The following is a 20614-nucleotide window of genomic DNA, read 5'->3' as shown; positions in this document are numbered from 1 at the left end:
ATGCGGGTGGATAAGCTTACTTCGCGTTTCCAGAAGGCGCTGGCTGACGCGCAATCGCTGGCCGTGGGCCGTGACCATACTATTATCGAGCCGGTGCATGTCTTCTTAGCGTTGCTTGATCAGCAAGGGGGGAGTGCACGTCCGTTGTTGGCGCAGGCTGGGGTCAACGTGCCGTTGCTACGTGAGCGATTGACCGAGGTACTGGAGGCGTTGCCGAAGGTGAGTGGTCAGACGGTTAATGTCTCGGCCAGTAATGAACTGAGCCGTTTGTTTGATCGAACTGACAAGTTAGCGCAGCAGCATGGCGATCAATTTATGGCCAGTGAGTGGTTTGTGCTTGCCGCGGCTGATGATAGTGGGCCGCTCGGCCAAGCGTTGCGTGCTGCGGGTGCCGAAAAGAAGAAGATCGAGGCTGCGATCGGTAAATTGCGTGGTGGCGAAACTGTACAGACCGAGAACGCCGAGGAGCAGCGTCAAGCGTTGGAAAAGTACACCATTGATCTGACGGCGCGAGCTGAGAGTGGCAAGCTGGATCCGGTGATTGGCCGCGATGAAGAGATCCGTCGCACGATACAGGTATTGCAGCGGCGTACCAAAAATAATCCTGTGCTGATGGGTGAGCCGGGTGTGGGCAAAACGGCGATCGTAGAAGGTCTGGCCCAACGTATCGTCAATGGTGAGGTTCCGGAAGGGCTGCGTAGTAAGCGTCTGCTCTCTCTGGATTTGGGCGCGTTGATTGCCGGGGCCAAGTTTCGTGGTGAGTTCGAGGAGCGTTTAAAGGCGGTGCTTAACGATCTTGCTAAGAATGAAGGGCAGGTCATTTTGTTCATTGACGAGTTGCATACCATGGTCGGGGCGGGCAAAGCCGATGGTGCGATGGATGCTGGCAACATGCTCAAGCCGGCGTTGGCACGTGGGGAGTTGCATTGTATCGGTGCGACCACGTTGGATGAGTACCGCAAGTACATCGAGAAGGATGCTGCGTTGGAACGCCGTTTCCAGAAGGTGTTTGTTGGTGAGCCGACGGTGGAGGATACCATCGCAATTCTTCGTGGACTTAAGGAGAAGTACGCGTTGCATCACGGTGTGGAAATCACTGATCCGGCGATCGTTGCCGCGGCGACGTTGTCCAACCGCTACATCACTGATCGTCAGTTACCAGACAAGGCGATCGATTTGATGGATGAGGCGGCCAGTCGTATTCGTATGGAGATTGACTCCAAGCCGGAAGAACTTGACCGTCTGGAGCGTCGGTTGATTCAGTTGAAGATTCAGCGGGAGATGCTAAAAAAAGAGAAGGATGAGGCGAGCAAGCAGCGTTTAGCCGATCTTGAGCGTGATATTGCGGTGCTGGAGCGTGAGTTTTCTGATTTGGAGGAGGTGTGGAGATCGGAAAAGGCAGCGCTACAGGGGGCAACCAGGATCAAGGAGACGATCGAGCAGGCCAAGCTTGATCTGGAAGCCGCGCAGCGCCGTCAGGACTACGCCAAGATGAGCGAGATCCAGTACGGTGTACTCCCAGCGCTGGAGAAGCAGTTGGTTGCAGCCAGTCAGGCTGAACAGCACGATTTCACCCTGGTGCAGGAGAAAGTGACTGCTGAGGAGATTGCCGAGGTTGTCAGCCGCTGGACTGGTATCCCGGTTAACAGGATGATTGAGGGTGAGCGCGACAAGTTGCTGCGTATGGAAGATGATCTGCGCCGACGTGTGATTGGCCAGGAGGATGCGATCAAGGTTGTGTCGGATGCGGTGCGTCGTTCGCGTACTGGTCTATCTGACCCGAATCGACCGATTGGCTCGTTCCTTTTTCTTGGTCCGACAGGTGTTGGTAAGACCGAGTTATGTAAAGCGTTGGCTGAATTTTTGTTCGATAGCCACGATGCAATGGTCCGCATTGATATGAGTGAGTTTATGGAAAAGCACTCTGTAGCGCGCCTGATTGGTGCGCCTCCGGGCTATGTCGGTTATGAGGAAGGAGGTTATCTCACCGAGTTGGTGCGGCGCCGGCCTTACTCTCTGATTCTTCTGGATGAGGTGGAGAAGGCGCATGGCGATGTCTTCAATATCCTGTTGCAAGTACTTGATGACGGCCGTTTGACTGATGGTCAGGGCCGTACTGTGGATTTTCGCAATACCGTCATTGTGATGACATCGAACCTTGGTTCGCATCATATCCAAGAGCTGAGTGGAGACGATTCTCCGGAGGTGTATACGCAAATGAAGGCGGCGGTGATGGGGGTGGTGCAGGCACATTTCCGTCCGGAGTTCATTAACCGGTTGGATGATATTGTCGTGTTCCACCCATTGGATAAGGCACAGATCAAGCAGATTGCGCGAATCCAGCTACGAGGTCTTGAGAAGCGTCTCGCCGAATCTGAGTTAAAACTAGAGCTGGATGACTGCGCATTAGAATTGCTTGGTAATGTCGGATTTGATCCGGTATATGGGGCGCGTCCGCTTAAGCGAGCGATCCAATCTCAGTTGGAGAATCCCTTGGCGAAGCAGATCTTGGCTGGACAGTTCGTCAGTGGTGATACTGTGCAGGTGAGTGTCGATCGAGGGCAATTGGTATTCGGCAAGCTGTGAAGCTGTTTACTTGGAGATAGCTAGTGTTGCCGTGTATGGATGCCCAAAGAGTGTGGTTATTTCAACCAAAATAACTTTTACCGATTGTTGACAGTGCTGGGTTACATTGATCGGGCGGAATCTGCGCGGCTGGTGCGCGGACAGAGGTATGTTTTTGGGCTATTTGTGCTGTAAATGGTGTTGCTGAGTCACTGTAACCCTTCAATGTTTGTTAAAGATGTTGCATGGTGTTGAGTTAGGTTTGTATCGCAAGTCAGTGTACTGTGTCTGGGTGTTCAGACGAAGGTCGACGGTTAGATCAACTACGGCAGTCATTTGGTAGATGTGGTGTATCCGTTCAATGAGTCCAACGATATCAATGAAGGCGCTTATCTGTGGATATAGCCAGATCCATAGCCCCTTCTTCGGCTTGGTAGAGAAAGGAATTCGGCCATTCCATTAATTCTGAGGATGGCACAAGGTCGGTTTGATCCGACGTGCGGAGCAGAATCGCCTTTGGTTATGTGCCTTAACACCGTTTTTAAAGACAATCCTTTCATTAGATCCAATCAAATTTAAATCTTTAAGGCACGCTGTTCTAGGACAAAAGGCACTTTGATTAAGTACATCTACAACGCTAAGGAGGTCGAGGCCATCAGCGCTGATCCGCCAAGACGATTCACTGGGAGCAAACCGCTATTCCATATTTCCAGAAAAGAAAATGTGGGGTCGAAGGCGAGGAAGCAACTAGCTCTAGCAAACTGGATTGGAGGTATTGCTAGGCAATCAGTGTGTTTTTACTGCGGTCAAGCTCATATCAAGTCAGCTGACTTTGGCAACTGTTTTCTTAATAACGGCCTTGGGGGATGGCGTTTTAGAGAGACGCTTGTCGGAGACAGATGCCGCTGTGTCTACCGATACCCTGCTTGTACTATGCGGACGAGAATTCCCGTAGCTGGCGTTATAGCGCTTGCCCTTGGTGGTTTTGCGGTCACCTTTACCCATTTTATTAACTCCTGGTAGAGCGGAAGGTCGCGAAACAGCTTGCTACTAATAGCTAATAGGGAGTTTCGCTTAAGGGTACAAATATATCATGATGGCGCTTGCTCGGGTATCTGTCCGAGTATGGCACCCATGCTTTTAGTGTTCTGAGCAAGTGTTATCAATATAACTATGATTCAGGTGTAGGTTTACCGCGTGCGCGATGCCGATCAGGGTTCCGCCGATAGCCATCGTCACAGCATGTATAGTCGGTGCATAGTGTAGTGGTTTGTATAGTAAGCCCAACCATAATAGCGTTAGCCCAGGCAACAAAATGCCAAGTGCGTGCCAAGCGCGGTGCTGGAAGTAACTGAGTACTAAGCTGAACAGACCAAGTAAGGTTACCGATAGTACGATCATCTGTTCAACCTCGTCTCCAAACCATAACAGGAGCCCAGAGGTCGGGGCGATGACTAGCAACAGCGGCAGCACTGCGCAGTGTACTGCGCACAGCAGCGAGCCGGTTGCACCGAAGTGATCGAGTCGATGACGAAATGTGCGTCCTAGCATGACTTTCATATTCTTCAATAAGCTATAAAGAATTGGTAATGATATAATATTTCTTGCTAGGCTCGCTATGGTATTACAATCTTTCAACTTTAGATTCATCTCTTCAATCAATCATAGAACGTCATTACTGGTACTTCATAACTGTACGGATTTAATATGTTTGTCCCTCATCTCAGTATTTCACCTCGCACCGTTCTTTTTCTGACTGTCTCCAGTTTACTTTTCGTTCCAGTGTTGGCCATGGCTGACGTTGTGCCGCCACCCACTGATTCACGTCACGCCAAAACAACTGAAATCGGTCGTCACCTCAAGGACCTGGACGCAGTAATCGTTACGGCTAGTCCGTTGCGTGATGCTTTTAGCGACCTGAACCGCCCGGTTGCACTACTGACTGGCGAGAGGTTGGATGAAGTACGTACCAGTAGCCTTGGGGAAACTGTTGCCAGCTTGCCTGGTGTGCAGAGCTCTAATTTTGGCCCTGGTGTGGGCCGCCCTATCATCCGTGGTCTGGATGGTCCGCGTGTTGCCATTCTCAATGACGGTTTATCCTCTCAGGACGTGTCTACGGTCAGCCAGGATCACTCGCCAGCGGTCGAGCCGTTTTTAGCTAATCAGATCGAAGTGTTAAAAGGCCCATCCACCTTACTATATGGCTCAGGCGCGATTGGTGGCGTAGTCAATATAGTCGATGGACGTATCGCTGAAACGCCCATGAGAGGTTTCAACGGACGTGCTGAGGTGCGTTTTGACGGTGGCGACAAAAATGGTAATACCGACATGTTCCGCATCGATGCTGGCAATGGTAGTGCTCTTTCGGTCCATGCGGACGGTGTTTACCGTAACCAGAAGGACTATGACACGCCGAAAGGGCGACAGGTTAACTCGTACATCGACACCAAATCTGGCTCGGTTGGTGCTTCGTTGAGCGGTGGCTGGGGTTTCTTTGGTCTGTCAGCTGCGCGTTTTCATGACAGTTACGGTAATCCAGGTGAACCTGGTGATCCTACTGCAGGTGACCGCGGTACTTGGTTGCAACTGCACCAGGATCGTTATGACCTGAAAGCCGGTTTGACTGATCCGTGGGGTGAGGGCAGTGGCCTGCGTTTCAGTCTAGGCCACACCCAATATGACCACATCGAGTTTGAGGGAAATAATGTTGGCACTACATTTGCCAAGCGTGCCACAGAGGGACGGATTGAGGCTTCCTTTTTGTTTGGTGGTGGTTGGCGGACTGCATTTGGTATGCAAGGGGGCGATTCCACTTTCCAGGCGGTTGGCGAAGAGTCGTTTGTACCAAAGACTAAGAACCAATCGATGGGTGTGTTCGGATTAGCGCGCAACACTTGGGGGGCGTTTCAAGCAGAATTCGGTGCGCGTGGTGAGCAGGTTAAATACGATACCGATAATGGCATCACTCAGACCTATCATCCGGGAAGCCTGTCGTTCAGTAGTGATTTCGCACTCGGTAAGCAATGGCGGCTGACCTTGAACATTGATCATGCCGAGCGTGCTCCAGTTGAGGAGGAACTGTTTGCGAATGGTCCGCACATTGCCACTCTTGCTTATGAAGTCGGTCGTGCCGATCTGAAGAAGGAAAAGGCTAACCAAGCTGAGTTGGGGCTAGTGTTCCGTAACGATTGGAGTGATGCCAAAATCTCGACCTACTACAGCCGCTATGACAACTTCATCTACTTAGTCGATACTGGTACTACTTGGTTTTGGGATGAGGAGCAGCGTGACTTGCCGATCCGTCAGTGGTCGCAAGCTAATGCGATTTTCCGTGGCATTGAAGGTGAGGCCACCTTCCACTTGGCTAACAATGCGAGTGGGGCTTGGGACCTACGTGTGTTTGGCGATGGGGTTCGTGGTCGCTTGAAAGATGGAGGTAATCTGCCGCGTATCGTTCCAATGCGCTACGGGGCGGATCTGCGCTGGGAGGACGGTGGTTGGCGCACATCGTTGGGTGTTAAGCGCTATGAAAAGCAGAACAAAGTCGCTGTCAACGAGACCCCAACCGCAGGATATACCATGGTAGACGCACATTTGGCCTACCACATTGATGTTGACAGCACTGCGTGGGAAGTGTTCTTCGATGGTAACAATCTCACCAACAGCGATGCCCGTGTTCATACTTCCTTCCTAAAGGACGATGTGATGTTGGCCGGCCGTAACTATACGATTGGTTTGCGTATGTTCTTTTAGCGGTCGGATGCTTCTACAATGATTTAACGACTGTTATTGCCAGTAGCATTAAGTGTCTGAATATGGTGTGTTTTTCAGAGTGGCGTCCCGCAAGGGGCGCCGCTTTTTATTAGTCAGATTGACTGAAGCTGGGGTGTGTTCTACAGATCGTATTTGCCACATCAGGATGCGAGTTAACTGCTTCCGAGGGTAGGCGACATTTTAGAGTTTGCTTAGATTTTCTTCTTCTGAGTATACGAATAGCACGAGGTAATCACCGTCTAGGTCGTTCATTGCATTTGATGAATCCATTATCACTGAGGCCAATGTAGTGCTGGGATTCTTATAGAATGAACATCATCTTCGCTATTCCACTTTCAGTAGTCATATTACCCAAAGAGCATGCCTGAATTTGGAGGAAGAAATTTTAATGTGCTTGGCAAGAGATCATTAAGTGGCGAGTGTTCCCAAACGTCAAATTCAATATTATAAATCTAAATGTAAAATGGTAGTATATTTATCGACATAAGTTTCAAGGATGCCCCGAATGATAAAAGCTCGAGCCAGTCATGCGTCATTTTGATAGGTGTGGTTGAAAATTTTTTATATTTTCTGCAGTTGAAATGTTGACTATGAAATCAATGTGTTTTTGAACGAAGATTAGCGAGTATGTGAATGTCGCTAGGAGTCTGGCGGTTCTAGCGGTGTTTGCAATTCAGACGAAGGGTGCAACTCATCTGCTGGTTTTCGATGAATTGGGGTCGGTCTAATTAAAAAATTAATTAAATGTTCGTCCTAAAATTGTTCAATAACTACTAATCACAAGAGAAAAAATTGGATTGCATAATCTGAATTATTTTCATAGTTGATGTGCTTTAATTAAAATTTCTGGAGAATTTCAAGAAAGTACGGTGCCAGCTAAAAAAGACTTAAATTGCAGAACTTTGAAACTCTGCAACCATACCTCGTAAGACTAAAAAAGAGAACCGTTGGATAACAAATCGATCTGACTGACGAACTTGGCATGACTCACTTAAGGCTTTAAGCCTGCCAGGTGTTTAATAGGAAGTGGCAAGGAGAGTGTTTACCGAGGTGAGTAAGTGTCAGTGTCACATTATTCAAGACATCAAGACATGGTCGATTGAGTCAAAGACATAGGAAGAAAGATCTGGATTTAATGTGGCATCCAAGATTTCCACGGTATTCCTAAATGCGATTGCGTGAATCCTTTCTTGATGTTTATTTCTCCGTTCCAGAATGGTTGATACGATGCCATTGGCTGTCTAGCCTGTGTAGCGTTTGAGTAGCACTGTATTGGTACAACAGATGGACTTAAGTGCGAAGTAATAGTTTTCATTGTATGTATTGTTATTTGCATTAAGTAAATAATGGACATATTTACTAATTTTTATGTGAAAGCAATAAACAGGCTTAGAAGTAACAAGAAAAAAAGTGATCCTGGAGTGAAAGAATATTTTTTAACCTTCATCCATTTTTAATATGAATTTATTTCAATTTGGATTTATGATTAATGTTCAGTTATCCTTCATGGAGTTTTTTTCTTATGGTCAAGTATTGATAGTGAATTTTATTATTAATTTATTAAGTAATAAGATTACGAAGGTGGGTATTGTATTTTTACAGTTGCAGCTAAAGAATAGGTCTATATATTGGTCTTACGTTGATGTGTGATTTTGACAAGCTCCTAAGCTCTTCTGTGGTAGGTTTTTGGGTATGGGCGAGCGTAACTATTGATAATTTTATGAGTTTACTTTTTGGAAAAAAGAGGAAATCACTAAGATTGTAGAAATGAATATAGCAGCAGCATTCTCAGGCGACAGGTAAACAATGACAGTCAATGTTGATAAAAATCTCCCTGTTTTAGCTGTCGTTCTGAACGATCTCAAGCAGGCTGGTATTGTTGAGGAAATTCTAAAATAAGCCTCATTGATTGTAATTTTCATGCAATGCTTGTGTAAGTTGGTATGAAAGCTGCGTCGAATCTATGTGCTTTGACAAAGAGCAATTCCTCCTGATAACTGGGTACTCATTAATCTGTGAAATGTTATCAAGAATCGTCCGGCGATTAAGCTGATAGTAAGTTCCTCCCTCTTGAAGGTGAATGGACTTTTGTCGAAGCATCATCGACGTGAGGACGGATGGTTGGGTACTGAAATTTTTACGTTGTTTGACAAGAAGGCTATTATATTCCCGTTAAGAAAAGAGATCATTGTGCACATTCTATTTTGAGTTACATAGATAAATGAGTAGTTCCTATCCGGGCTGAATCGAACTGACGGCTAATGATCATTTTAGGCAGACTCCAGAATTCCAAACTGGCGTAGCGTTTGGGTGGAGAGACGTTGGTTCCAAGTCGTTGTAACGTTTGAGCGATTTCCTGGCGGTGTGCTCCCAGTAGTGATGGTGTGCTTAAACCTGTTCGAACAAGCCTGATGTTCCTTCGTGTCACAAGTCGTGGTATTTAATGCAGTACCGATGTTGTCTGTCTTGCTTTTTAAATTAAACAACATTACGTAACTATGGTAGTGGGCATATAAATGTAGGTGATTTCTCTTGATCCTTTCGTTACTTTCTTTCTGGGATTTTTTGGACTGTGCGGCCAGTGGCATAGGTTCGCTTTCTGGGGGCGTATTACTGCTGAGTGAAGGTCGATTATTTATTTCATCTGCATGGTCGAGTCTATGGTAATGCGATATCAGGGAATATATTAAGGAGTCACGCGTCGAACTTGAATCGCTCTAGCGCTTTGAGTTTGTCGGGTGTTGCTCTATGTGGTTTGGTGATGGTGCTATGTGAGGTGTGGTGTGGAATGCGCTAAGGTCGCCATGTTTGGCAAGGGATGTTCGAAAATGATCGCATAGCGACGAGCACTTTAATCTATGGAGTACATTTCCATGAGTATTGTTAAATTTGAGTTGCAGTTGATTAGATGACTCATGATGTTCTGATCTGTTAGTGTCTCGATTTCTTGATATCCTGGCGTTTCAGGTTGTTGATTTTGTTGTTTCCCGATGTAACCTTGAACCTCTGCATTTCTTCAATCTAGGTGGCTATCGGGTTGCTATCATGTGTGTTGTCCTGCACGCAGTGCGTCTTCGGAAGCTTTCGCCGAGTGTGGTGAGGTTTTCACGTGATCCATTCAACGTTTTCGACGTTGTAGAATAGCTTTTAAACGCTATTATTTTCCTGTGTTGCTCTGTTGTTGCCATGCTGGTCTGCCACTTTGGCTTAGTGCAATATTGGTACGACTTTGTGGGAACGTTTTTTAAGGAAAAAAAATAGCTTCGTTTGAGAGAATTCCGGGGCTGATTTATGAGTATGGTAGATAGTTCATTGAGAAATAATAATATTCGTCTATCTGTTGCTCCGATGATGAATTGGACTGACCGCTATTGCCGCACCTTCCATCGAGTATTGGCACCGTCAGCCCGGTTGTACACAGAGATGGTGCATGCCAAAGCAGTGATTTATGGTGACCGTGAGCGGCTATTGGACTTTGCGTCGTTTGAGCAGCCGGTTGCCTTGCAGTTGGGGGGTAGTGAGCCGACATTGCTGGCAAAAGCTGCGCGTATCGCCATGGACTGGGGGTACAACGAGATCAATCTCAACTGTGGTTGTCCTTCCGATCGGGTTCAGGCTGGGTGTTTTGGTGCCTGTTTGATGCGTAAGCCTGAGTTAGTTGCCGATTGTGTGGCAACGATGGCAGCAGCAGTTTCAGTTCCGGTCACAGTCAAATGTCGGCTCGGAGTGAATGAGGATGACGATTACGAACGTTTTGCCGCGTTCGTCGATTGTGTGAGCATGGCGGGTAGTAGCATGATCTTGGTACATGCACGCAATGCTTGGTTGCAGGGCCTTTCACCTAAGGAGAACCGCGAAATACCACCGTTACGTTACGATTGGGTTTACCGTTTGAAGCGTGAGTGTCCGGGATTGGCAATAGTGCTGAATGGTGGCATTGCCTCGGTTGAGGCTGGATTGGGTCATCTGGCTATGGTCGATGGTGTGATGCTTGGCCGGGCCGCTTATCACGATCCTTACATTTTGCACCAATTGGATTGTGTCCTATCTAGTGCGCCGCAACGTCCGCGTAAGGGGCTGTTGCGTGCGTTGCGACCCTATGTTGAGGCATGGCTGGACCAGGGTTTGATGTTCAGGCACATTGCTCGCCATCTACTTGGCCTATTCCACGGTCAACCGGGGGGGCGTGTATTCCGCCAAGTGCTCACCGAAGGTGCGCAACGGTTGGATGCTAGCTGGTCATTGGTGGAGCAGGCACTATCAATGACTGAGGACGAAGAAACATATTTTGAAGTAGTTTGATTGGGTGCTTCTGTTGCACTCAAGATATGTAAGGTTTGAGATGCAAGGGCATTAAGTTCAAGAGAAAAAATGTTTTGTTCATAATTATGAGCGCACTTAGATCGCTTTTGGAAAGTTCAGATATGATTCACCATTAAAAATCAATAATTTGCTTTGTTTTAGGGTGATTTTTGTGTCTTTTCTGAATGGTCCAAAAGCATTTGTTAGGATCCCAGGCCATGAAGCTTTTTTTCCGCTATTGCTGCCTTGTCATAGTCGTTGTTATGGCTAGCTGGGTTGCATACCCGGTCTGGGCGCAGGATCCAAGTAGCCATCCGGATAGCCACGGGTTGCTTCCGCGCAATGGTAGCAAAAATAACACCCTGTCAGACGCGATCAGGCAGGTGCAGAGAACCACCGGTGGGCAGATTCTTGGGGCAGAGCAGGTGCAGTTTGGGGGGCGTTATATTCAACGAATCAAATATATGAATAATGATGGTCGGGTAGCTGTGTGTTATATGGGCGAGTCGTTACCGGCGTGTGAGTTGCCACGCTCGTCACACATGGACGTTGAGACAAACGGATTACCGCCACGTGCCGATAACCTTTGAATGCGATAGATTTGATCGCCTGATTATAGTTTTTTGAGTGTATTTACATTCCCACGGCCTCCAGGCCACTAACGAAACTAGGGAGAGTTCATGCGTATCCTTTTGGTCGAAGATGAGGCCCCATTGCGTGAGACGTTAGCTGCGCGTTTGAAACGTGAAGGGTTCGCGGTCGATGCCGCCCAGGATGGTGAAGAAGGCATCTACATGGGCCGTGAGGTGCCATTCGATGTTGGTATTATTGACTTGGGTTTGCCGAAGATGTCTGGTATGGATCTTGTCAAGGCTTTACGTGACGAGGGTAAGAAGTTCCCAGTGTTAATCTTGACGGCGCGCTCTAGTTGGCAGAGCAAGGTTGAGGGACTGAAGCACGGGGCTGATGATTACTTGGTTAAGCCGTTCCATGTTGAGGAATTGCTGGCGCGTGTCAATGCGTTGTTGCGTAGGGCTGCTGGTTGGAGTAAGCCAACCTTGGAATGCGGTTCGGTTGCGCTTGACCTTGCTGCGCAGACGGTGAGTGTTAACGGTACCAATGTCGATCTTACCAGTTATGAGTACAAGGTGCTTGAATACCTGATGGTGCATGCTGGTGAGTTAGTTTCCAAGGCTGATTTGACCGAGCATATTTACCAGCAGGATTTTGATCGTGATTCAAATGTGTTGGAGGTGTTTATCGGTCGCCTGCGGAAGAAGCTGGATCCAGGTGGTGAGCTGAAGCCAATTGAGACGGTACGCGGCCGCGGCTACCGTTTCGCAATTTCGCGCAACGAAGGCTAAGATCTGCTGTGCACGATGGAAATCGGAAAAGGGCGCCTGTTGTTGCGTCTGCGGGGGTTGGATAGGTTACAGCCACGTTCACTTCAGGCGCGCCAGCTGCTTGCTGCTAGTTTCAGTTTGATCGCTTTCCTGGCGTTGGCTGGTTATGCGCTGGATGTTGCTTTCGCAGATACAGCTGAAAAGAATTTGCGTGAACGGTTGAAAACCTATGCTACAGCATATGTCAGCAGCGTTGAATTTTTGCGTGATGGCTCATTATATATTAGTAGTGACCGTCCGCCACCGGACCCACACTTTGATGTACCAGGTGGGGGGCTGTATTCCGAAGTGATCTGGCGTGACAATCGCTGGCGTTCGTTGTCATCTGAGGGGCCGCTTCTCCCTTCGACAGGTCCATTGCTTGCCGCTCGTCAGGAGGTCTTCGAAGGGCCGTTCGAGATGACCCAGGTTGATGGCAGGCCTGGGCGCGTGTATCGCTACGGTATGGGATTGATCTGGAGTGGTACTGGCAATCCCAACGACGAGTTCCCCTACACGATTTATGTGATGGAAGATGAGGCGGCATTAGGGGCGCAGTTACGCGTATTTCGCACTGCTGTCTGGTTCTATCTTGGTAGCGCTGGCATCGTACTACTGTTGCTACAAGCCTTTATTTTGCAGTGGAGTTTGCGTCCAATCAGGCACGTAATTAACGAGTTGGCTAAAGTCCAACGCGGTCAGGCGCAGAGGATGAGTGAGCAGCATCCGCCCGAGCTGGAACCACTTACCCAGAGTATCAACGCTTTCATTGAGAGCGAACGTGAGAATTTAGATCGTCAACGCAACACTTTGGCTGATCTGGCGCATAGTCTGAAAACGCCACTTGCTGTGCTACGCACCCAGCTGGATAACGGTGTCAGTGAGAAGGAATTGTGTGAGGAATTGGACGTACAGCTACGACGCATGAATAATCTGGTTTCCTACCAGCTTGCGCGTGCTGCTTCTAGTGGCCACAAGCTTTTTTCTGCGCCGGTATTGATCAATTCCACAGCTGAAGAGATCGTACGTGGATTGGAGAAGGTTTACGCTGCTAAGGGCGTGTTATGTGAGTTTGAGATTGACCCTCATGCTTGTTTCTATGGTGAGCCTGGTGATTTGCAAGAACTGCTGGGAAATCTTCTGGAGAATGCCTTCAAGTGGGCCCTATCCCATGTGTTATTAACTGCTAGCCCAGGTCAACAAGTTGGTACCCGTCGTCCCGGCTTGGTGTTGTCGGTTGAGGATGATGGCCCTGGCATTCCGCTTGAAGAGGTTAGCAAGATCCTGCAGCGTGGTGTACGTGGCGATGAACGCGTACACGGCCATGGTATCGGGTTGTCAATCGTCCAGGACTTAGTCAAGGGTTATCGCGGTGAATTACAGGTGACTCGTTCGGAGGAACTGGGTGGAGCTTGTTTTATGGTGATACTACCTCCGGGACTATAACGGTTTTTTTGACATTCTTGCCGGTAACGTTTTTTTATGTTGATTGTTACATGAAAATCTTGGATGTCTCAAATTGCACCATACGTGTGAAATTACGATTGAAAATTTCCGAGAAATACCTGATTTGTGTTAACCACGTGTGTATCATTTTGATGAAGATGATTTGTAAGTTTTTTACCGAAAAGTCCCACTTGATTGATTCCACGGTGGACTATGTAATCATTGGTTTTGCTCCGATGTATATGGAGATAATCACGGCATTGGTGCGCAGCATGATCGATCATTATTTTGAATTTCCTCATATGCTGAAGAATTTTGATATCCAAAGGGAGAGTCATCAGTCCCTTTACATTGTTCATTCACTGATCTAAGTACAATCGATAAACAGAAAAAAGAACCATGTCATGTATTTTGTCAGATCGAAGTCTGATTTATTTCACAGGCAGATTCCACATAATTACATCGAAGAAGTATTCAATGTTATTCACCGTTGTCTATAACATACGTTTCATGTATCGATGAAGTGGTTGGAATGGTTGGTAGTTTTTTTAAAAAATTAATGTCTCTATAAAAATTTTGATCGATATTTTTGTTGAAAACCACAAGCACGGTATAATACGCATTTATATACTACATGCGATCCGATCCTTCCGTTTGCTTCTTTTTTGTTGATCTTTTTCTGCAAAATCTTGGGGATCTATATTTTGAGGATATTTACTAGGGATTGTTGGTGGAAACTCTGATTCTAAAAGCTTGTTCGATGAAATTGCAGTTGCTGTGGGATATGCACTACTAATGCAAGTATGCTGGTGTCGAATTCTTTTTCAAGCAATTAGAGTGGTTGAAGAATATATGAAAAGCGAACATCTAAGAAGACTAATGGACAGATGTTGGTTGATAGCAAAAGATTTAATCTGATTGAACAGTGCCGTATAGCCAAATATTGAATACTGTAAACGTATCTTCCAGCTTATTTTCAAACACTTGTCAGCTTGGTTCAATCGGGACGAATTTCGGTTGATGCTAGTTGATGATTTTGCTACTGTTGGCCAGTATTTTGATCATCGATTCAAACATGATTCTTTCAGAATCTCCTTTGATTATGTTGGATATTATTTTGGAAGCAACCTTAGAGCTGAACAAAAAATGTGAAAAGTATTTCCATCTTGATATGAGTTATTTCTTTGTGAAAAAACTCGGAGATAGTGAGCCTCTTGAAGAAAGTAATTATGTAGAAAGGCTGTAAGAAGTTATTTGAAGATAATATTTCTAAATTTTAGATTTCAAGATTGTGTGAGCAATGTTATTATTTTTATTTTAAAGAAAAATCATTGAAATTGACATTCGATCTTCTGGCTCGATCAATATTTTAATGAAGATGTCTTTGTTTATCTTTATGAAAATTCTATCTACTCTTTCTTGTGTTGAGGTTATCCTCATCTTTGGCATTGATCTCGTTCATTAACTTTGCAACGATATTCATAACTCAGAAAATTTATTTACTCAGATTAGTATTCTTAATATCATGAAAGGAAACATATTTTAGGAGATCAAACGTCTGAGGGAGAATTTTCTTGTATATCCAATGCACTCTATATCAAGATTTTGTTGATAAGTGCAATTCCAAGTGCTTCACATCTTTTTTTATTCCTGATTGTAAATGTTTTAGAGACTAGGGGCTTATTCGCATGTCCTAGCACTCTTATGTCTGTGATGTAATGACAGAATTTCATTAGAATAATAATAACTACTTTATCAATTGTAGTGGAGCAGGTCTTAAAATGTTCACTGCTGAGATGCTTGGCTAAGATGAGCAGTTCTATACTCATCGAAGTAAGTGGAAAGTTGACATTGGATTTTGAGTTCATTGGCAGCATTGTTTCATGGCCTTGAAATGATAGTAATTCGTTAAAGTATTTTTCTTGTGCAAGCACGATCAGAATTATTAGTTTGTGTCATGTGCATCAGATTTCGCGTTCTTATCACGATAAAGATAAGAAGAGGAGTAGATCAGTAGATCGACAGTTTCAAAAGATCTATCGTGGTTTTGTTATGAAAAAAAAAAGATTCTTTCTATCTGAAGATGATCTGATTATTGTAGAGGTGCTTTAGAGAATCTGCTTCTTTAGTTAATTGAAAGTCTTTTACTGTTTTTTCATAAAAACAAGAGATAAAGTAGTATCTATTGGTTGAACATAAAATAATTATAACCTGATAACGAGATTAGAATCTTTCAAGTCTTTTCGAGGAGTTGGTACTGTATGTTACTTTTAAGAGGTATCTTCTTACTTCAATTTTTTCAATCTTATTAACATTCAAAAATATGTCTTCAGTAAATTGCTATAAAAGCGTTATTGTTTTAGCATATTGTGCATTTGATTGTGCGCTGATTTTGTTATGTAGGAAACGAGCATCTCTAATTTGCGCTTCTGGAATACATGCAAGGGTGAACTTGCATAGACGATATTGGCGCATTCTTCATCTTCCTAAATTAGTGCATATATCAAAAATGTTAAGCTGCGGTAATTGATTCATGCTGTGCGCTGCAATTTTTAACAATCCGCAGAGCGTTGATATCATCAATACTGAATTATTTCACTAAATTAAGGCGTGTAATGATTAAGGTGGTTTGGTGCTGACAAGTCGCAAGTGTTTGCAGTATGAATATGAGGAGTAGTGGGTGAGCATGGTTGTTGTTCAAGCCAACTGGTGTATGCGATAGTTTGCTGAGTTACCTAGAGTTACCGTACGTATTCTGTGGTGAGTCACGTAGTATCCATATCGCGCGTAAGTATCTAAGTGGACGTACTATGAGCGGCCAGAATATTGCTTGGTTTGGTAAATGAGGGAAACTATATCGAGACGATGGGGCAGCAATGATTGATAGAGTCAGATGAATATCTAGTGATATAAAGTGATGCTTTCCCTTGTGTTAACGTCCGTGAGATCTTATCAGTTTATTTGCATCGTATCCTTTTTTTCATATAAATGTGTCCATTTCAGCTGATGCACTGTTTGATTATGGGGTATTATGTGGAAGTTGTAAAAGGTGTTAAATAATGTTAATGGTGTCGGCATTTAGATCGAGCTTCTTTGAGCTAGGTCATTTTCTTGGTACGTTTACAACTACGTGAGTAAATCATGACTTGTTACTGTGATGTAAGTACTCTTTCTAGTTTGTATTGTTGTATCCAACAGGTAGAATAAATCAACTATCATCAATACATAGAAGGGTTGAAAATCGATGATTCGATTGTTATGGAACTGCCTTTCTCCTCTTGGTTGGATCACAATGCAGATTTAAAAGATGATATGTGATTGTCCAGTGCATAAGATAACGCTGTTGGAACGTCGTTTTAGTCTGAATCTCAAGCTTTCTATCACCTTGATCTGACCCAGGTATACTCACTTACCGCTTAGTGAGCATGTCGTGTGGCTTTAAAGAGGTAAAATCAAGGTAAAATACTCTCACCGTTGTATCAGGTTCACTCGCTGTTTTGTTCTCGTACGTGATTTAGATCGTAGACCGCAAGATGCTTGATTCAAGTGAGCAATACAGATTGGTCACATTGGGCGTATCATACATGCTTACTTATTTTTTCATTCGAATTAAGGGATATAAACCTGATGTCCAGTTACCTCTTTACATCCGAGTCGGTTTCGGAAGGCCATCCGGATAAGGTTGCCGACCAGATTTCTGACGCCGTATTGGATGCTATCTTGGTTCAGGATCCGCGTGCCCGTGTTGCTTGTGAGACAATGGTTAAGACTGGTGTGGCGATCATTGCTGGTGAAATTACCACCAGTGCCTGGATTGATCTGGAAGCGTTAACCCGTAAAGTGATCGTAGACATTGGCTATGATAGTTCCGATGTTGGTTTCGATGGCGCTACTTGTGGCGTATTGAACTTAATCGGCAAGCAGTCTCCAGATATCAACCAGGGTGTGGACCGTAAAAAGGCTGAGGAACAGGGAGCTGGTGATCAGGGCTTGATGTTCGGATATGCCACTAACGAAACTGATGGCTACATGCCAGCAGCAATTCACATATCACACCGGTTAGTTGAGCAGCAAGCGAAAATTCGTAAAAAAAACAACTCGCCGTTGCCATGGTTACGCCCGGATGCTAAGTCCCAGGTTACTCTGCGTTATGAGGATGGCGTTGCGAGTGCGATTGATGCGGTGGTACTATCAACCCAGCACGATCCTGGTATCAAACAGCAGGATCTTGTTGAAGCAGTGCATGAGGAAATCCTCAAGCCGGTGTTGCCCTCCAAGTGGTTGCACAAAGGCACCAAATTCCACATTAATCCGACTGGTAAATTTGTGATTGGTGGTCCAGTGGGCGACTGTGGCCTGACTGGCCGCAAGATAATTGTTGACACTTATGGTGGTTCGGCTCGCCATGGCGGAGGTGCTTTCTCTGGAAAGGATCCGTCTAAGGTTGATCGTTCCGCTGCTTATGCTGTGCGTTATGTTGCTAAAAACGTAGTTGCTGCAGGTCTAGCCGATCGCTGCGAAGTGCAAGTGTCCTATGCAATCGGCGTGGCTGAGCCTATATCGATCTCGGTGACTACTTTTGGCACTGGTAAGATACCCGATGAGAGAATTGAGAAATTAATCCGTCAGCATTTTGATCTCCGCCCCTATGGTATCATTAAAATGCTTGATCTCATTCATCCTATATATCAAACGAGTGCTAGTTACGGTCATTTCGGACGTAAGCCGAAGGAGTTTACTTACACCAACAGCATCGGTGAACGTGTCGCCGCTACTGCTTTCTCTTGGGAGAAGATCGATAAGGCCGAAGCACTGCGTGCCGATGCCAAACTGAAGTAATTCGGTGCGCCATCGACAGCGAGCGATTAGCCGCCATTCTATGCGTCATCTCAGTCAACACGATCCGTTGTTGGTACCTGAAGGGTGCTATGCACTCCGATTACAGATCGGGGGAGGGTATTAGGTTGAAATGTTCAATTATTCTTCGCTAGTCCTTCATGAAAAAATCATGGTGTATTCTTGGGCTTTGGGGGTAAGTGACTTGGGTGGAGGGAGCATGAATTAAGGGTTTGCGAATACTCATGCAGACTATTCTTAGGCTGCGCCTCCCTTTAGTGAGACGCGTAGCGAATTCCAGCGACACTCCATGGTATCGCATTGAAATGCTAGCTATAAATTCTGAACTCAAGATAAGACGAGTGCCTTTGTTGTTTCCTTATAGTGCTGACCCAAGTGGAAGCAAGGCTAGATTGGTTGAGGATTGGATGCTTAGATGGCGGATTTAGTGCCTTTAGCCTGTTCAATGTTTCAGGTGATATATGCTGCTTTAGAGGGGATAAAGCCGAGTTTTGCTCTTGCTATCGGTTACTTCTTGGTTTGGCTGCCCCGGATGGATTCGAACCAACGAATGTCTGAGTCAGAGTCAGATGCCTTACCACTTGGCTACGGGGCAATAGACGCAAGAACCGAGAGTATTACCCTGCACTTGCAATTTCCTGGAAATCTTGGTGGCTATGGGTGGACTCGAACCACCGACCCCAGCATTATGAGTGCTGTGCTCTAACCTGCTGAGCTACATAGCCTAGACAGCAGATAATTATCAATTTTTTGATTCAAGTTCGTCAAGGATGCCTGCCGTTGTTTGGGAGAAGCTCAAACTCTGGGAAAGTGTCTGTAATGCGAACGATCCGGACAGTTACCGACCGAACGTTGGTATTGTGTTGATGTGTAGGGATGGGCAGTTGTTTTGGGTACGCCGCATCCGCCGGCATGGTTGGCTATTCGTAGAGGGTACCATGAATTCTTACGAAACTCCTATTGAAGCTATGTACCGTGAATTACATGAAGCAACTAGGTTGCTACCGAGCATGTGCAATTGCTTGGTGCCACGCCAGATTGGCTACGCTATTGATTGCCGAGTCAAACTGTACGCCGCAATCAGTCTCAGATATGTATCGGCCAAAAGTTAGGTCTGGTTTCTGCTGCAACTGATAGGTGATGAATCACAGGTACAACTCGATCAGACTGAGAGTCTTGAGTTTGATCACTGGTGTTAGGTGAATTTCTGGTACCCGACTGAGCATGTGGTCATGTTTAAGCGTAGTGTTTACGCGCGTGCGTTGTGCTAGTTAGCATCACTGGTGCAGCGGGTGGTTGGCCTTGAAGTAGGGACGATGTCGCGGTACGTGCAGGAGGTTTGTTTGCTTATTAGTAATGTTTGATATACGTGTTCACGCAAGTGGGAGTATCGATCTGATTTTTGACTGAGATATTAGTAACGATTAATTTTTGCAATTGACATTCATTCTCATTATGTGGTTAAATGGTTGTGTCCCGTTTAAGGGATGCCATTCATTATGCCGCGCGTGTACATTTGTATCTGTAACGCTGTCACCGATGACCATATCTACGAAGTCGCTGCCAGTTGTGCCAATCTCACTGAACTTACCATGCGTACTGCCTGTGGTTCCAGTTGCGGTTCTTGCCTGAATGCGGCTGCTGAGCTCCTTGGTAAAGCACGTGCTGAGTGTGTTATGCCAACTGTAAATCGACCAGCGTTGCTTGATGTGGGAACTATGTGCCCTACGAGGTAATCGTAATGAACACGATTTTCGTTCCTTCACCAGTAGATCAGGAAAGCTACAGTACTTGTAATTTTCTACCGGAGATGTTGTATGAAGGGCAATGCCAAGGTCATCGAATATCTTAATAAAGTGCTCTGCAACGAGTTGACAGCCATTAACCAATACTTTTTGCATGCGAAGATGTTGAAGAACTGGGGGCTGGCTGAGCTTGCTGAGCACGAGTACAAGGAATCTATTGATGAAATGAAACACGCTGATCGGCTATCGGATCGTATACTCTTCCTTGATGGCTTGCCGAATTTTCAGGCGTTAGGTAAGTTGCGTATCGGTGAGAGTCCAACCGAAATGTTCGGTTGCGATTTGGCGTTGGAGCAAGAGGCCGTTGCATTACTGCGTGAGGCAGTTTCTTACACTGAATCGGTACAGGACTATGTCAGCCGGGAGCTGTTGGTCGATATTCTCAATTCTGAAGAAGAGCATATCGATTGGATTGAAATGCAATTGGATATTGTCAAGCGAATTGGGGAACCTAACTACCTGCTTACAAAGTTGGAAGATTGA

The 20614-nt window shown here is 45.7% G+C and carries 13 protein-coding genes, 2 tRNA genes and 1 pseudogene; 12 read left to right on the top strand and 4 right to left on the bottom strand.

Going from position 1 to position 20614, the window contains the following annotated elements:
• On the top strand, positions 1 to 2586 hold the full coding sequence (gene clpB / locus PLS229_RS09570; protein ID WP_038270539.1) for an ATP-dependent chaperone ClpB: 2586 nt from the start codon (positions 1 to 3) through the stop codon (positions 2584 to 2586).
• An 801-nt stretch (positions 2587 to 3387) separates the two neighbouring features.
• Here clpB and PLS229_RS09565 read toward each other — a convergent pair.
• Both PLS229_RS09565 and PLS229_RS09560 read right to left on the bottom strand, forming a co-directional pair.
• Positions 3388 to 3570: a 30S ribosomal protein THX gene (locus PLS229_RS09565; RefSeq protein ID WP_081755402.1), complete on the bottom strand. Its 183-nt coding sequence runs from the start codon at positions 3568 to 3570 to the stop codon at positions 3388 to 3390.
• 135 nt (positions 3571 to 3705) lie between these two features.
• Positions 3706 to 4116, bottom strand: a complete 411-nt coding sequence (locus tag PLS229_RS09560; RefSeq protein ID WP_038270578.1) for a MerC domain-containing protein — start codon at positions 4114 to 4116, stop codon at positions 3706 to 3708.
• A gap of 156 nt (positions 4117 to 4272) precedes the next feature.
• On the opposite strand from PLS229_RS09560, the gene PLS229_RS09555 reads away from it, so the two are divergent.
• The 8 genes from PLS229_RS09555 to metK all read left to right on the top strand — a co-directional run bounded on the left by PLS229_RS09555 (position 4273) and on the right by metK (position 18308).
• Complete coding sequence (locus PLS229_RS09555) at positions 4273 to 6318, top strand: TonB-dependent receptor (RefSeq protein ID WP_038270540.1); 2046 nt, start codon at positions 4273 to 4275, stop codon at positions 6316 to 6318.
• Positions 6319 to 9630: 3312 nt separating this feature from the next.
• A complete protein-coding gene (gene dusA, locus PLS229_RS09550; protein WP_038270542.1) occupies positions 9631 to 10641 on the top strand; it encodes a tRNA dihydrouridine(20/20a) synthase DusA in 1011 nt (336 codons plus the stop codon).
• Positions 10642 to 10904: 263 nt separating this feature from the next.
• Positions 10905 to 11231 carry a PepSY domain-containing protein gene (locus PLS229_RS09545; RefSeq protein WP_425511065.1) on the top strand — a complete coding sequence of 109 codons (327 nt, stop codon included), beginning with the start codon at positions 10905 to 10907 and terminating at the stop codon, positions 11229 to 11231.
• Between the two features lie 90 nt (positions 11232 to 11321).
• Positions 11322 to 12005 (top strand): response regulator transcription factor, encoded by a 684-nt coding sequence (locus PLS229_RS09540; protein WP_038270544.1) that lies wholly within the window; start codon positions 11322 to 11324, stop codon positions 12003 to 12005.
• Between the two features lie 15 nt (positions 12006 to 12020).
• Positions 12021 to 13469: an ATP-binding protein gene (locus PLS229_RS09535; protein WP_051482260.1), complete on the top strand. Its 1449-nt coding sequence runs from the start codon at positions 12021 to 12023 to the stop codon at positions 13467 to 13469.
• 404 nt (positions 13470 to 13873) lie between these two features.
• The gene (locus PLS229_RS12780) at positions 13874 to 13969 is read left to right on the top strand and encodes a hypothetical protein (RefSeq protein WP_425511064.1); all 96 of its coding nucleotides are present in this window, start codon (positions 13874 to 13876) and stop codon (positions 13967 to 13969) included.
• A 530-nt stretch (positions 13970 to 14499) separates the two neighbouring features.
• Positions 14500 to 14715: a hypothetical protein gene (locus tag PLS229_RS09530; RefSeq protein WP_038270546.1), complete on the top strand. Its 216-nt coding sequence runs from the start codon at positions 14500 to 14502 to the stop codon at positions 14713 to 14715.
• A gap of 2381 nt (positions 14716 to 17096) precedes the next feature.
• Positions 17097 to 18308, top strand: coding sequence for a methionine adenosyltransferase (gene metK, locus PLS229_RS09525; protein ID WP_038270548.1), 1212 nt, complete (start codon positions 17097 to 17099; stop codon positions 18306 to 18308).
• Positions 18309 to 18846: 538 nt separating this feature from the next.
• On the opposite strand, the gene PLS229_RS09520 is transcribed toward metK, so the two are convergent.
• A tRNA-Gln gene (locus PLS229_RS09520) sits at positions 18847 to 18921 on the bottom strand.
• A 53-nt stretch (positions 18922 to 18974) separates the two neighbouring features.
• Positions 18975 to 19051, bottom strand: a tRNA-Met gene (locus tag PLS229_RS09515).
• Between the two features lie 45 nt (positions 19052 to 19096).
• Here PLS229_RS09515 and PLS229_RS09510 point away from each other — a divergent pair.
• The 3 genes and pseudogenes from PLS229_RS09510 to bfr all read left to right on the top strand — a co-directional run bounded on the left by PLS229_RS09510 (position 19097) and on the right by bfr (position 20614).
• Positions 19097 to 19690, top strand: a pseudogene (locus PLS229_RS09510) (RNA pyrophosphohydrolase).
• 123 nt (positions 19691 to 19813) lie between these two features.
• Positions 19814 to 20062 carry a (2Fe-2S)-binding protein gene (locus PLS229_RS09505; RefSeq protein WP_425511063.1) on the top strand — a complete coding sequence of 83 codons (249 nt, stop codon included), beginning with the start codon at positions 19814 to 19816 and terminating at the stop codon, positions 20060 to 20062.
• Positions 20063 to 20143: 81 nt separating this feature from the next.
• On the top strand, positions 20144 to 20614 hold the full coding sequence (gene bfr / locus PLS229_RS09500) for a bacterioferritin (protein ID WP_038270549.1): 471 nt from the start codon (positions 20144 to 20146) through the stop codon (positions 20612 to 20614).

This window comes from Xylella taiwanensis, from assembly GCF_013177435.1.
Taxonomy (GTDB): Bacteria; Pseudomonadota; Gammaproteobacteria; order Xanthomonadales; family Xanthomonadaceae; genus Xylella; species Xylella taiwanensis.
Note: the sequence above shows the minus strand (reverse complement) of the source record. Positions and strands in the feature narration are given on the sequence as shown.